We start from the raw sequence: 14,794 nt of genomic DNA on the forward strand, positions 1-14,794 counted from the left end.
GCCGCCCGGCACGGACGGCATCACGCGGCTAGATAGCATTAACCGCCACCACCGCCGCCGCCATGGATACCACCCTTGGTCAGCGCACGAGGGTCGAGCAGTTTCTTCAATTCTTCCTTGGACAGGCCCGACTTCTCGATCGCCACATCCATCACCGGCCGTTTTTCCTTGTAGGCCTGTTTGGCAATCGCAGCGCCTTTCTCGTAACCGATCACCGGATTCAATGCCGTCACAAGAATCGGGTTCATCGCCAAGGCCTGATCCACACGCTCGCTGTTGACGCGGAAACCGGCAATGGCTTTATCCGCCAGCAGGCGTGACACATTGGCCAGGATATGGATCGACTGGAGCAAGTTGTAGGCAATCAAAGGCAGCATCACATTGAGCTGGAAGTTGCCCGATTGTCCCGCCACGGTAATCGCCGCATCGTTGCCGATCACCTGCGCCGCCACCATCGCGGTCGCTTCCGGAATGACCGGATTCACCTTGCCCGGCATGATCGACGAACCCGGCTGCAAGGCTGGCAATTCGATTTCGCCCAAGCCGGCAAGCGGACCGGAATTCATCCAGCGCAGATCATTCGCGATCTTCATCAGACCCACGGCCAGTGCCTTGAGCTGACCGGACAGTTCAACCGCGGCATCTTGCGCGGCCATACCCTCGAAGTAATTGGCGGCGGAATCGAAACGCACATCGGTCAGCTTTTTCAGCTCCCGCGCCACCGCGCTACCGAATTTCGGATCGGCGTTGATGCCGGTTCCTACCGCCGTGCCGCCCAGCGGCAATTGCCGCATGCGCTTGAGACTGTCCTGGATGCGCTCGATTGCCGATTCGATCTGTGCCGACCAACCGGACAGCTCCTGCCCGAACGTGACCGGCATGGCGTCCATCAGATGCGTCCGGCCCGTCTTGGGCACATTGCGTAACTGTTGTGCGCGGCGGTCGATCGCCCGCTTGAGGTGCTTCAAGGCGGGTAGCAGTTCCTCGTTTGCCGTCAGCGTCGCGCTGACATGAATCGTCGTCGGAATCACGTCGTTGGAGCTCTGCCCGTAATTCACATGATCGTTCGGGTGAACCTTGGCGCCTGCCTTGGCGGCGAGATGAGCAATCACCTCGTTGGCGTTCATATTGGTGCTGGTGCCCGAGCCGGTCTGGAAGATATCAATCGGAAACTGGGCGTCGAACTGCCCTTCGGCGACCGCCAGGGCCGCCTTGCGGATGGCCGTGGCCTGCCCTTTTTTCAAATACCCCAGTGCAAAGTTGGCTTCCGCCGCGGCAGCCTTGATCAGCCCCAAGGCCCGGATAAAGGGTCGCGGCAAGTGCAGGCCGGAGATGGGAAAATTATCGATGGCGCGCTGGGTCTGCGCGCCATAGAGGGCGTCGGCGGGTACCTTCAACTCGCCCATGCTGTCGTGCTCGATACGAAAACCGCTCATGGCTATGCCTCGTACTGGGGGAACTGATTTGGAAACGTGAGCTGAAATGAGGAGCCCGCGGCGACATAACAAGGCCATCGGCGCATTCTCCGGCCGCCCGACTATAGGCCCGCCGACGTAAACCTTGCGGCAATGTAAAATGGCGGATTCTGATCCCCCGGAACCTGCCCGATGTCCACCCACGCCCTCACCGCCCTGTCCCCGCTGGACGGCCGCTATGCCAGCAAGACCGAAGCGCTGCGCCCCATCTTCAGCGAGTTCGGCCTGATGCATCGGCGCGTACATGTGGAAATCGAATGGCTGCTGGCGCTGGCTGCCGAGGGCGGCGTCGCCGAACTGCCGGCCTTCACGCCCGCGCAGATCGCCAAGCTCAAGGCCATCGCCGCGGACTTCAGCGTCGAAGACGGTGCCCGTATCAAGGCGATCGAAGCCACCACCAATCACGACGTGAAGGCGGTGGAATATTTCATCAAGGAACGCATCGGCAATGATGAAACCCTGGCCCAGGCGAAGGAATTCGTACACTTCGCCTGCACCAGCGAAGACATCAACAATCTTTCCTATGCGTTGATGCTGCGCGACGCGCGCGCCAACGTGCTGCTGCCCTGGCTGGACAAAATCATCGCCAGGCTCCGCGAGCTCGCGCACGCCAACGCCGATCTGCCGATGTTGTCGCGCACGCACGGCCAGACCGCCTCGCCCAGCACCCTGGGCAAGGAGCTGGCCAATGTAGTCGCTCGCCTGGAGCGCCAGCGCAAACAACTGGCCGCGGTGGAAGTCCCCGGCAAGATCAACGGTGCGGTGGGCAACTACAACGCGCATGCCATTGCCTATCCCGAAGTCGACTGGCGCGCGTTCTCACAGCGCTTCGTCACCGGCCTCGGCCTTGATTACAACCCGTACACCACGCAGATCGAACCGCATGACGGCGTTGCCGAATACTGCGATGTCGTGCGTCGCGCCAATACGATCATGATTGACCTGGCCCGCGACGTGTGGGGCTACATCTCGCTGGGCTACTTCAAGCAGGCGCTGAAGGCTGGCGAAGTCGGTTCGTCGACCATGCCGCACAAGGTCAATCCGATCGACTTTGAAAATGCCGAAGGCAACTTTGGTCTCGCCAATGCCCTGCTCGGTCACTTCGCCGAGAAGCTGCCGATCAGCCGCTGGCAGCGCGACCTGACCGACTCCACCGTGCTGCGTGCGCTCGGCACTGCCTTCGGCCATACACTGGTCGCGCTGGAATCGCTGCAAAAGGGTCTGGGCAAGCTCAACGTCAACGCAGACCGTCTTGCTGCCGATCTCGATGCGAGCTGGGAGGTGCTGGCGGAAGCCGTGCAGACGGTGATGCGCCGTTATGGCCTGCCCGAGCCCTATGAGCAGCTCAAGGCACTGACCCGCGGCCAAGGCATCACCCGCGAGTCGATGCGTCAGTTCATCAGCGGACTCGCCCTGCCCGAAGATGCCAAGCAGCGCCTGCTCGCGTTGACGCCAGGAACCTACACCGGTCTCGCCGCCGATCTTTCAAAGACGATCTGATCTGCAAGGCCCGGCAAGACAGGGCAGCATGGCTCGTACTGCATGGGATGCTCTGATTGATTCCACCTACGGCATGGTCCGGAAAGCTCGCAAAGTCTGTTGCGCGGCGCAGATAAGACTGGCCGTCTTATCGCGACGCGTGGCACAGTGAGGCCTTCTGGACATCGCTCTTCGATCAGACAGGAACAGTGCCACGTGGAATCCTTCAGAGCATCCCTAGCCCGGTTCGATCGAGCGCCATGTCGCCTCTTTCCGAATTTTTGATCTTCACCGGCGTCGGTGCGCTCGCCCAACTGGTGGATGGCGCGCTCGGCATGGCGTACGGCGTTACATCGGCGGGCATGCTGCTGGGGATGGGCATGCCGCCTGCGCTGGCCAGCGCCAGCGTGCACTACGCGGAAACCTTCACCTGCGGCGCATCCGGACTCAGTCACTGGTGGGCCGGCAATGTGCAGAAGCGCCTGTTCTGGATGCTGGCGATTCCCGGCGTGGTCGGCGCGGTTATCGGCGCCACCTTGCTGGCTCATCTGCCATCGGCATGGATTCGCTATTTTCTTACGCCCTACCTGCTGCTCATGGGCTTGTTCCTGCTGTTTCGCACTTCGCGACGCAAGCAACACCGGGATGACGTGCCACGCGGCACCGGTCTGCTGGGTTTCGTTGCCGGCGTGCTCGATGCAGCAGGTGGCGGTGGCTGGAGCGCATTGACCGTTACCACCATGGTTGCGCGCGGCCAGGAGCCCCGCATGGTCATCGGCAGCGTGCACCTGGCCAAATGCGTGGTGAGTCTCGCCGCCAGCATCACCTTTCTGCTCAGCATCGGTGAAAGCAAGCTGCACGTCGTGCTGGGCCTGATTCTCGGCGGCGTGATTGCCGCTCCCTTCGGCGCCTGGCTGGTGCGCCGCTTACCGCCGCGCATCACCACGCTGCTGGCTGGCCTTACGGTGCTGACACTGGGCCTGTACAACTTCTATCGCTTGCTGCGCTGAGCATCCCGCACACGGCCTGGCATCGTGCGCAAGGCCGGACACACTGCAGTCGATTGCAGCGAATCATCGAACTACCGCGACAGTTCGCAAATCCAGTTCACTTCCCAGTTCCGACCGCCGTCGGGTGAAAACGACTGCTCCATGCGCGCCGCATGCGGGGAAATGTTGAGCCACATCCAGCGCACCAGAACCACCCGGTCCTTCCAGGTTATGCGGTTATAAAACTCGCCCCGATTGCCATGAAATTCGCCGACGACGGGCGCCGCAGGATCGAGCTCGGCGTTGTCCAGATCCAGGCCATAGATGACCCACTGGTGCGTCTGCGGGTTGTACATGCGCAAGGTCTGCGCCTTGATGTGCTGCTTCCCGTCAGTGCTGGTGACATAGAACTGCTCGAAGTTGGCGTTGGTGTCGAGCAATTTGTGATGGTTGGAAATGCCGTCGTATTCCACCCAGGCATGAGAGCCGTCCAGGCGATCCGGCAGGCGGCGGACATGGGCTTTCCAGTCACCGATCAGAAAGTCGAAATCATGCGAACCATCGTGTTGCGGCACGGCGAATACCGCAGTGGGGTCCTGGGTAGCATCGCTCGCCATGGCCGGCAAGGCAGCGCCCAGCGACCCTGCCACGCCTGGCATCAGCAACATGAGGAACGTCGGTACAGCCCATTTCATCGCAGTCATGCACTTCTCCTGTTCTTGCGCGGTGACAGAAAAGGGGGTGCCGCAAGCTAACCATCTGCAGCGTGGCTCAGATAGGCTGTTCTCATCGAGCCTACGCTCATCGGTAGGTGGATTCCATACAATGCCCTCCCATGACTCCCATACACCCCTCCCGCAAGCCGTTACCGATTGAAGTACGCGGCACCTCGAAGCAGCCGCTCGGCATGACCGCGGCGCAATTCCTGCGCGACTACTGGCAAAAGCGCCCCCTGCTGATTCGCCATGCCTTTGCTGATTTTCAATCGCCTATTGCACCGGAAGACCTCGCCGGCCTGGCTTGCGAAGAAAGCGCACTGTCGCGGCTGATCCAGCATGACGAAGACCGCGAGCGCTGGTGTGTAAAAACCGGGCCCTTGAGCGAAAGCGATTTCGCCAAGACCGGTGACGCGAACTGGACCTTGTTGGTGCAGGACGTCGACAAGTGGGACATGGATGTGGCCGCGCTGCTCGAGCACTTCCACTTCCTGCCCAGCTGGCGGGTGGACGATGTGATGATTTCCTACGCGGAACCGGGCGGTGGCGTGGGTCCGCATGTGGATCAATACGACGTGTTTCTACTGCAAGTCCTGGGGCAACGGCATTGGGCGATCAGCACCGATCCAAATGCGCCGAAAGATTTTCGCAGCGATGTAGAGCTCAAGCAGTTGCAGCACTTCGTGCCCACCCATGAGTGGCTGCTGGATCCGGGTGACATGCTCTATCTGCCGCCCGGCGTGCCGCACGACGGCGTAGGCTTTGGCGGTCCGTGCATGACGTTCTCGATCGGCATGCGTGCACCGTCGCAAGCTGAGCTGGTCGGTGACCTGGCCGATTACCTGGCCGAACACCTGTCCGAAGATCAGCGTTATGCCGATCCGGATCTGGCGCCGGCCAAGCGCCCTGGAGAAATCGACAAGGCCGCGCTGCAGCGGGTACGCGAAGCTGTGCCGTTCACCGCTGGATTGGATGACACAACCCTGATCGACTGGTTCGGCCGCTTTATCACTCGCTACCGCAGTGCGCAGACCCCGCTTCCCCCCAGCAAGGCGCTGAGCGATGCGGCGCTGATAAAGCAACTCGACAGCGGGGCCTCGCTGCTGCGTCATCCATGGTCGCGCATGGCCTGGGCTCAGCAGCGCTCACGTTGCACCGTGTTTGCCAATGGACATGCCTACCCGGCCTCCGTCCCGATGGCAACGCTGCTTTGCGGACAACGTGTGTTGCCGCCTCCTCACACACTGACGGACGAAGAGCGCCAGCTCATACTGGCCCTGGTCAATGACGGTCATGTGATTCCCCGCAAGCTGCGCGGACGCAAAGCATGAGCACGACACCCACGATCGATGATGAAAGCCCCCGCGCTGTCGACGGTCGCGAGGACATGGCCGCGGTCCGGCTGCAATTGCTGGTGGCCACTCGCTACAAGTTGGCGATTTACTTGCCGGCGTTGTCGCCTGACATCCTCAGCAGCCCGACCGAACTGGCCGAACTACGCCGCATCGCCACGTCCGGACGCGGCGCCGAGATCCGCATCATCCTTGGCGATCCCGCCACCGCGTTGCGTGCCGGCCATCGCCTGATCGACCTAGCGCAGCGCTTGCCGACTGCCCTGCAGATCCGTACGCCGGCCGATGAAGATATCGGCGAAACCAGGAACAGCAGCGCCTGGATACTCAATGACGGGTACGGCTACCTCTTTCTGCCCAACGCCGATCGGCCGGAAGGCCGGGCCGCCTTGCGTGACGGGCCGGGCCAGGCGCCATTGCTGCTGGAATTCGAACGGCTCTGGGAGCGTGCCCTCCCCGCCACCCAGCTTCAGCCCCTGGGTTTGTAAACTGCCGGCTGAACCATCGGCCCCGGCAGCCTCTTCCCGTAATGGGGTACATGCTGACGGCAAAGCCTTGCCGCTACGGCGATTTTGATCATGGGCAGCAAGTAAGCTTGTCGTCAAAACCACCAACCAACTTGCCGCGTCGCAGCAGCCACAGGCTATAATTGACGGGATTTTTCGCCAGCGAAACCACCGCCCACAGGTGGGTCGCTGAAGGCCTCCCTTCCCTGCCGGTGGTGACGTGAGCACAAACCTAATCCGCGAGTTTTCTGAATCCTCGCAACTCGCAGGCGGCAACGCCGATTACGTTGAATCCTTGTATGAAACCTGGCTGGCCGACCCCGAGTCGGTACCCGCCGAGTGGAATACCTACTTCAAGACTTTCAAAGGCCGCGAGTCTGGGGACGTTCCTCATTCCGCGGCCATTGCGCGTATAGAGGCCGCACAAAAGCAGCGCCCCAACGGTGCTGCCGTCGCGGCCCCGGTCAGCGATGAGCACGCGCGCAAGCAGGCCGGCGTGCTGCGCCTGCTGACGGCCTACCGTTCGCGCGGCCACCTCGCCGCCGACCTCGATCCGCTGGGCCTGGCCCACAAGACGCATGCCCCGGATCTGGACCTGCCGTTCCACGGTCTGTCCGACGCCGACCTCGATACCGAGTTCGACTGCGGCAACTTCGCCGGCGGCGGCCAGCGCATGAAACTGCGCGAGCTGTTCGCCCGCCTCAAGCGCGTCTACACCCATACGGTCGGCTCGGAGTTCATGCACATCTCCGACCACGCGCAGCGCAACTGGATCTACTCGCGCTTGGAACAGGCCAATGGCCAGGCCGGTCTGGACAAGTCCGGCAAGCAGCGCATCCTGGATGGTCTGACCGCCGCTGACGGCCTTGAGCGCTACCTGCATACCAAGTATGTCGGCCAGAAGCGCTTCTCGCTGGAAGGTGGCGACAGCCTGATCCCGATGATGGACGACATCGTCCGCGCCGCGGGCGACAACGGCATCAAGGACCTGGTCATCGGCATGGCCCACCGCGGCCGCTTGAACATGCTGGTGAACATCCTCGGCAAGCCGCCGAAGACCCTCTTCAACGAGTTCGAAGGCAAGTTTGAGCACACCGAGGATGACCCGGGCCACTCCGGCGACGTGAAGTACCATATGGGTTTCTCCGCCGACGTCCGCACACCCAAGGGTGGCGTGCATGTAGCGCTCGCCTTCAACCCCTCGCACCTGGAAATCGTCAATCCGGTAGTGGCCGGTTCGGTCCACGCGCGCCAGGTTCGCCGCAAGGACCACGACCGCACCCAGTCGCTGGCTGTGCTGATCCACGGCGACGCCGCATTGGCCGGTCAGGGCGTGAACATGGAACTGTTCAACATGTCGCAGGCCCGCGGCTTCAAGATCGGCGGCACCCTGCACATCGTGGTCAACAACCAGGTGGGCTTTACCACCTCCAACCCGCAGGACGCGCGTTCGACCCTGTACTGCACCGACCTCGCCAAGATGGTCAACGCGCCGGTGTTCCATGTGAATGGCGATGATCCGGAAGCAGTAATCCAGGTTACCCGCCTCGCCTACGAATTCCGCAAGCAGTTCCTCAAGGACGTGGTCATCGACCTGGTTTGCTACCGCCGCCACGGCCATAACGAAGCCGATGAACCGGCCGCCACCCAACCGGTGATGTACCAGATCATCCGCAAGCGTCCGCCCACGCGCGAACTCTATGCGCAGCAACTGGTGAAAGAAGGCCTGCTTGCCGACGGCGATGCGCAGAAGCAATTCGATGCCTACCGCGACCGCCTCGAGGCCGGCGCGGCCATGACCGATCTGCACCCGTCGCTGACCAAGGACGTGGAAGTGGACTGGGGCCAGTTCATTGGCAAGAAGCTTTCCACCCCGGCCAACACCAGTGTGGCGAAAACCAAGCTGGTCGAGCTGGCCAATCGCATCCTCGACATGCCAAAAGACCTGACGCTGCAATCACGCGTCGCCAAGATCTACGACGACCGTCGCAAGATGGCCAGCGGCGAACTGCCGGGCGATTGGGGCTTTGCCGAAAACCTCGCCTACGCCACGCTGATCGACGAAGGCCACAACCTGCGCATCGTGGGTCAGGATTCCGGTCGCGGCACGTTCTTCCATCGTCACGCCGTGTTGCACGATCAGAAGGATGGCCACACCTACATGCCGCTGGCCACGCTGCGCGCCGATGCCAACGTGGAAGTGATCGATTCGCTGCTCAGCGAAGAAGCGGTGATGGCGTTCGAATACGGCCACGCGACCACCGATCCGTACACGCTCAACATCTGGGAAGGACAGTTTGGTGACTTCGCCAACGGTGCGCAGGTGGTGATCGACCAGTTCATCAGCTCCGGCGAAGCCAAGTGGGATCGCCTGTGCGGTCTGGCGCTGTACCTGCCGCACGGCTACGAAGGTCAAGGTCCGGAGCACTCCTCCGCTCGCCTGGAACGCTTCCTGCAACTTTGCGCATTGGAGAACATGCAGGTCTGCGTGCCGACTACGCCGGCGCAGGACTTCCACATGATTCGCCGCCAGATGCTGCGCCCGGTGCGCAAGCCGCTGATCGTGATGACGCCGAAGTCGCTGCTGCGTCACAAGCTGGCGGTATCCACGCTCGACGAGCTGGCCAACGGCAGCTTCCAGTTGGTCATCGGCGAACATCGCGACCTGCCGGCGAAGAAAGTCAAACGCGTGGTGCTGTGCGCAGGCAAGGTCTATTACGACTTGCTGGAAGAGGCAGAAAAGCGCGGCATCAACGATGTCGCCGTGGTGCGCATCGAGCAGTTGTATCCGTTCCCGCGCCCGGAAGTGACCGCCGAACTGGAAAAGTATCCTTCCGCCAAGGAAGTGATCTGGTGTCAGGAAGAGCCGATGAACCAGGGCGCCTGGTTCCAGATCCGTCACCACCTGCAGGCCTGCGTGGGCAGCAAGCAAAGTCTTTCCTACGCTGGCCGTGCCCGCTCGCCGGCGCCGGCTGCCGGTCACCTCAACGATCACATCGCCGAACAGGCTGCGCTGGTCGAACAGGCGCTCGTCGCGCCGGTCGGCCCTGATCACTCAGCAGAATAAAAACCCAAGGATTATTTATGTCCACCGAAGTCAAAGTCCCCGTTCTGCCCGAGTCCGTCTCCGACGCCACCATCGCCACCTGGCACAAGAAAGCCGGTGATGCGATCAAGCGTGACGAGAACCTGGTCGACCTGGAAACCGACAAGGTCGTGCTGGAAGTGCCGGCACCCGTCGATGGGGTGATCAAGGAACTCAAGTTCCAGACCGGCGACACTGTCAACAGCCAGCAGGTGATCGCGATCATCGAAGAAGGCGCCGTGGCTGCCGCGCCGGCTCCTGCCGCTGCGGCACCGGCCCCCGCTCCTGCCCCGGCCGCCGCCGCGCCGAAGGCTGCCGCTGCGGGTACCGCCGATCTTTCTCCGGCCGGTCTGCGCGTCGCCACCGAACAGAACATCGATCCGTCCAAGGTGACGGGCACCGGCCGCGACGGCCGCGTGACCAAGGAAGACCTGGTCAACTACGGCAAGGGCGGAGCTCCCGCCGCGGCGGCTCCGGCCGTGGCCCCGACACCCGGCTCACGTCCGGAAGAGCGCGTGCCGATGACGCGCATCCGCGCCCGCATCGCCGAGCGCCTGATGCAGTCGAAGAATTCGATCGCGATGCTCACCTCGTTCAACGAAGTGAACCTCGCCGAAGTCAGCAAGATGCGCAAGACGCTGGGCGAGCAGTTCGAAAAGTCCAACGGTGTGAAGCTCGGCTTCATGAGCTTCTTCGTGAAGGCCGCGACCGAAGCGCTGAAGCGTCATCCGGTCGTCAACGCCTCGGTCGATGGCAACGACATCATCTATCACGGCTATCAGGACATTTCGATCGCCGTGGCCACCGACAAGGGCCTGGTGACGCCGGTGCTGCGCGATGCGCAGTCGATGAGCTTCGCCGATATCGAAAAGGGCATTGCCAACTACGCCAAGAAGGCGCGTGACGGCAAGCTCGGCCTCGACGACCTGCAGGGCGGCACCTTCACCATCACCAACGGCGGCACCTTCGGTTCACTGCTGTCGACCCCGATCGTGAACCCGCCGCAGAGTGCGATTCTCGGCATGCACACCATCAAGGAGCGCGCCATTGTCGAGAACGGCCAGGTGATCGCCGCCCCGATGATGTACCTGGCGCTGAGCTACGACCACCGCATCATCGACGGCAAGGACGCGGTGTTGTTCCTGGTCGATATCAAGAACCAGCTGGAAAACCCGCAGCGCATGCTGTTGGGCATGTAACAGCTTGAGCCTTACGGAGGAAAGCGCATCACCGCGCTTTACCTCCGGCAAGGCAAGCTCCTTTCGAAATCCCTTACGCGCCGCCATATACGGCACGATCCGCTCCCCAGGAACCTCGAACCATGAGCGACAAATTCGACGTCATCGTCATCGGTGCCGGCCCTGCCGGATATGTGGCTGCCATTCGCGCCGCCCAGCTCGGCCTGAAGACCGCTTGCGTGGATGCCTTCGTCGGCAAGGACGGCAAGCAGGCACTCGGCGGCACCTGCCTCAACGTGGGCTGCATCCCGTCCAAGGCACTGCTGGACTCGTCCAAGCAGTACTTCAACCTTGCACACAATCTGCCGGCGCACGGCATCAGTGTCGAGAACGCCAAGGTCGACATGGCCACCTTCATCGGCCGCAAGGACAAGATCGTCAAGCAGTTCACCGGCGGTATTGGCCAGTTGTTCAAAGCCAACAAGGTCACCCCGTTCTTCGGCAAGGGCAAGTTGCTGAAAGGCAACAACGTCGAAATCACCGGTAATGACGGCAGCAAGCAGACCATCAGCGCCACCAACGTGATCCTCGCTTCCGGCTCGGTGCCGATCGAGCTGCCGTTCGCCAAGTTCGACGGCAAGCACATCATCGACAACGCCGGCGCGCTGGACATCAACGAAGTGCCGAAGCGCCTTGGCGTGATCGGCGCCGGCGTGATCGGCCTGGAACTGGGCAGCGTGTGGAACCGCCTGGGTTCGCAGGTGACGATCCTCGAAGCGCTACCGGACTTCCTCTCCGTCGCCGATGCCGATGTGGCCAAGATCGCTGCCAAGGAATTCGCCAAGCAGGGGCTGACCATCAAGCTCGGTGCCAAGCTGACCAAGGCCGAGGTCAAGAACAATGAAGTCGCGCTGACCTATGAAGACAAGGATGGTGCGCACGAACTCACCGTCGACAAGCTGCTCGTCGCCGTAGGCCGCCGTGCCTACACCGATGGCCTGCTGGCTGGCGACACCGGCGTGAAGCTGGATGAGCGCGGCCGCATCGTGGTCGACGAACACAACCACACCGGTGTCGACGGCGTGTGGGCGATCGGTGATGCCGTGCGTGGCCCGATGCTGGCGCACAAGGGCTCCGAGGAAGGTGTTGCCGTGGCTGAGTGGATCGCCGGCAAGGCGGGTCACATCAACCTGGATACCGTGCCGTGGGTGATCTACACCGAACCGGAAATCGCCTGGGCCGGCAAGACCGAGAAGGAACTGAAGGATGCCGGCATTGCGTACAAGGTTGGCACCTTCCCGTTCGCGGCCATCGGCCGCGCAGTAGCCATGAACGAAGCCATCGGTCAGGTGAAAGTGATCGCGCATGCGGAAACCGATCGCGTGCTTGGCGTGCACATGGTTGGCCCGGGTGTGTCCGAGCTGATCGCCGAAGCGGTGGTCACGATGGAGTTCAAGGGCTCCGCCGAAGACCTGGCACGCATCGTCCATGCTCACCCGACGTTGTCCGAAGCCGTGCACGAAGCGGCGCTGTCGGTCGACAAGCGCGCGATTCACAAAGGCAACTGAGGTCAGCATGGCTTCGTCCCGGACAGCGCGTGAAGGCGCGACGATCCGGGCTCCAGCATCGACGGCCCGCTCGTGGCGACATGAGCGGGCCGTTCTATTTGCGAAATCCGTAGCGAGCCGTCAATCGTTCTTGTGCCAAGCTATTGGACTTGCCGCCCGTCATCCGTCGCCAGCTATTTGAGACAACCATGGCCCAGCCTTCTTCTCTTTGCGTCTATTGCGGTTCCAGTTCCGGCAAATACCCCGAATACGTGGAGAGTGCGCGCGCATTTGGTACCGAGATGGCGCGCCGGGGCATCGCACTGGTTTACGGTGGTGGCAAAGTGGGTTTGATGGGCACTGTCGCTGACGCGGTGCTCGCCGCAGGCGGCAAGGCCATCGGCGTCATTCCGCGCCAGCTGGTCGAACGCGAAGTGGCGCATCCTGGCCTGACCGACATGCATGTGGTGGAAACCATGCATCAGCGCAAGACACGCATGTACGAGCTATCGGATGCTTTCGTCGCCCTGCCCGGCGGCTTTGGCACCATGGACGAAATGTTCGAAATGCTCACCTGGGCGCAGTTGGGACTGCACACCTATCCGTGCGCATTTTTCGATGTGCGCGGTTACTACACGCAATTGCGCCGCATGATGAATCACATGGTCAGCGAAAACTTTGTGCGTCCGGAACAGCGTGAAAGCATCTGGTTCGGCGACGACATGCAGCAACTGTTCGACTGGATGTCGAGTTATCAAGGCAACAGTACTCCAAAGTGGATCGACAGCCGCAGCGTCGAAGCCTGATCGAGAACCTCATCATGACCACCGTTACCGATTTTCGCGCCTTCCGCATCCATAACGACGCAGCCGGTTATCGCGGCGGCCTGGAAACCATGCAGGCCGATGCGCTAAGCGCAGGCGAAGTACTGGTGAAAGTTGCCTACTCGTCGGTGAACTACAAGGACGCATTGGCCGGCACCGGCAAAGGCAAGATTCTTCGACAGTATCCGCTCAACGGCGGTATTGATGCGGCAGGTGTGGTGGTCGCCTCCACTGATCCACGGATCAAGGAAGGTGACGAAGTGCTGTGCACTGGCAGCGGCCTGTCCGAAACCCGTGACGGCGGCTATGGCGAATACATCCGCCTGGCCCCGGCGTGGACCATTCCCCTGCCCAAGGGGCTGAGCCTGCGCGAAAGCATGATCATCGGTACAGCCGGCTTTACGGCTGCACTGGCTTTGCTGCGCATGCAGGACAATCACCAGTCCCCCGCACTAGGTCCCATCGCGGTGACGGGCGCCAGCGGTGGCGTCGGCATGCTGGCGATCGATATCTTCAGCCGCGCCGGCTACGACGTGCATGCCATCAGCGGCAAGAGCGATCAGTTCGATATCCTGCGTAGCCTCGGCGCCGCCGAATGCATCGACCGTCACCAGCTCAGCTTCAGTGGCAAGCCGATGGACTCGGCCCGTTTCGGCTGCGCGCTGGACAACGTCGGCGGTGCCATGCTTGCCGGACTGCTGCCGCTGATCGTCCCCTACGGGAATGTCGCCATCTGTGGCAATGCCGGCGGCGTCGCCTTCGACAGCACGGTCATGCCGTTCATCATTCGTGGCGCCAGCCTGCTCGGCATCGCCTCCGCCGGTACAGCCCGCGACCAGCGCGACCAGGTATGGCAACATCTGGGCAGCGACTGGAAGCCTCGCCACCTCGATCGGATCGCCACCCGGGAAGTGACACTTGACCAGCTTCCGGAAGTATTCGAGCGTATGCTGGCGGGCGATTCGTTCGGCCGCACACTTGTACGTGTAGGTAACGTTTGACGTGGTTTAACGCGTTTAAACCCGGAAGCCCGGCCACCGCGACCAGGTCAGACTGTTAAAACAGCTTAATGAGGTAGACCATGGATGGCCTGCCACGAATCCGGCATCTCAAGTGCCTGATTCGTCAGAGCCGGGTTCGGACATGTGCCGAAAGCGGCGAGTCGAGAAAGTGCAGGAGCACTTCCTCAACATCCTGATAGAATTTGACGAAACAGCAGGGGATCCCCACCTTATGGCACGCATCCTAATTGTCGACGATTCGCCGTCACAGCTTCTTGGTATCAAGCGCATCGTCGAGAAGCTCGGCCACGAGGCGCTGACTGCGGAAGATGGCGCGGCCGGTGTCGTAGCAGCCAAACAGGAAAAGCCTTCCCTCATCCTGATGGACGTGGTGATGCCCAACCTCAATGGTTTCCAGGCCACGCGCACCATCAGCAAGGACCCGGAAACCGCACATATTCCAATCGTGCTGGTCACCACCAAAGACCAGGAAACCGACAAGGTGTGGGGTATGCGCCAAGGCGCGAAAGCTTATGTGACCAAGCCGATCAAGGAAGAAGAATTGGTTGCCGTGCTCAAGGAATTGCTGCCCGCCTGACGCCCTGCTCGATTGCCAAACAAAAACGGCGCCGCATGGCGCCG

Annotated in this window: 12 protein-coding genes; 10 read left to right on the forward strand and 2 right to left on the reverse strand. The window is 61.8% G+C overall.

Features of this window, described 5'->3' with window-relative positions:
* Window positions 1–38 precede the first annotated feature (38 nt).
* A complete protein-coding gene (locus ISP19_RS10460) occupies window positions 39–1,436 on the reverse strand; it encodes a class II fumarate hydratase (RefSeq protein WP_204681597.1) in 1,398 nt (465 codons plus the stop codon).
* Between the two features lie 171 nt (window positions 1,437–1,607).
* Here ISP19_RS10460 and purB point away from each other — a divergent pair, with 171 nt between their 5' ends.
* Both purB and ISP19_RS10470 read left to right on the forward strand, forming a co-directional pair.
* Window positions 1,608–2,975: an adenylosuccinate lyase gene (gene purB, locus ISP19_RS10465; RefSeq protein ID WP_204681599.1), complete on the forward strand. Its 1,368-nt coding sequence runs from the start codon at window positions 1,608–1,610 to the stop codon at window positions 2,973–2,975.
* 239 nt (window positions 2,976–3,214) lie between these two features.
* Window positions 3,215–3,964 (forward strand): sulfite exporter TauE/SafE family protein, encoded by a 750-nt coding sequence (locus ISP19_RS10470; protein ID WP_204681601.1) that lies wholly within the window; start codon window positions 3,215–3,217, stop codon window positions 3,962–3,964.
* A gap of 71 nt (window positions 3,965–4,035) precedes the next feature.
* On the opposite strand, the gene ISP19_RS10475 is transcribed toward ISP19_RS10470, so the two are convergent.
* Window positions 4,036–4,647, reverse strand: a complete 612-nt coding sequence (locus tag ISP19_RS10475) for a hypothetical protein (RefSeq protein WP_204681603.1) — start codon at window positions 4,645–4,647, stop codon at window positions 4,036–4,038.
* A 131-nt stretch (window positions 4,648–4,778) separates the two neighbouring features.
* Here ISP19_RS10475 and ISP19_RS10480 point away from each other — a divergent pair, with 131 nt between their 5' ends.
* From ISP19_RS10480 to pilH, 8 genes are all read left to right on the forward strand, one after another.
* Window positions 4,779–5,990 carry a cupin domain-containing protein gene (locus tag ISP19_RS10480; RefSeq protein WP_204681605.1) on the forward strand — a complete coding sequence of 404 codons (1,212 nt, stop codon included), beginning with the start codon at window positions 4,779–4,781 and terminating at the stop codon, window positions 5,988–5,990.
* Window positions 5,987–6,499, forward strand: a complete 513-nt coding sequence (locus ISP19_RS10485) for a DUF7931 domain-containing protein (protein ID WP_204681607.1) — start codon at window positions 5,987–5,989, stop codon at window positions 6,497–6,499. The genes ISP19_RS10480 and ISP19_RS10485 overlap by 4 nt, the downstream gene beginning before the upstream one ends.
* 238 nt (window positions 6,500–6,737) lie before the next feature.
* Entirely contained in the window at window positions 6,738–9,584 is a 2,847-nt protein-coding gene (locus tag ISP19_RS10490; protein WP_204681609.1) for a 2-oxoglutarate dehydrogenase E1 component, read from the forward strand.
* A 17-nt stretch (window positions 9,585–9,601) separates the two neighbouring features.
* A complete protein-coding gene (gene odhB, locus ISP19_RS10495) occupies window positions 9,602–10,801 on the forward strand; it encodes a 2-oxoglutarate dehydrogenase complex dihydrolipoyllysine-residue succinyltransferase (RefSeq protein ID WP_204681611.1) in 1,200 nt (399 codons plus the stop codon).
* Window positions 10,802–10,923: 122 nt separating this feature from the next.
* Window positions 10,924–12,348, forward strand: a complete 1,425-nt coding sequence (lpdA, locus tag ISP19_RS10500; RefSeq protein ID WP_204681613.1) for a dihydrolipoyl dehydrogenase — start codon at window positions 10,924–10,926, stop codon at window positions 12,346–12,348.
* 188 nt (window positions 12,349–12,536) lie between these two features.
* Window positions 12,537–13,133, forward strand: a complete 597-nt coding sequence (locus ISP19_RS10505; protein WP_204681615.1) for an LOG family protein — start codon at window positions 12,537–12,539, stop codon at window positions 13,131–13,133.
* A gap of 14 nt (window positions 13,134–13,147) precedes the next feature.
* Complete coding sequence (locus ISP19_RS10510; RefSeq protein ID WP_204681624.1) at window positions 13,148–14,152, forward strand: acrylyl-CoA reductase family protein; 1,005 nt, start codon at window positions 13,148–13,150, stop codon at window positions 14,150–14,152.
* A 232-nt stretch (window positions 14,153–14,384) separates the two neighbouring features.
* A complete protein-coding gene (gene pilH / locus ISP19_RS10515; RefSeq protein WP_204682192.1) occupies window positions 14,385–14,750 on the forward strand; it encodes a twitching motility response regulator PilH in 366 nt (121 codons plus the stop codon).
* Window positions 14,751–14,794: the final 44 nt, after the last annotated feature.

It is taken from the genome of Dyella flava, assembly GCF_016904955.1.
GTDB classification, from domain to species: Bacteria; Pseudomonadota; Gammaproteobacteria; order Xanthomonadales; family Rhodanobacteraceae; genus Dyella_B; species Dyella_B flava.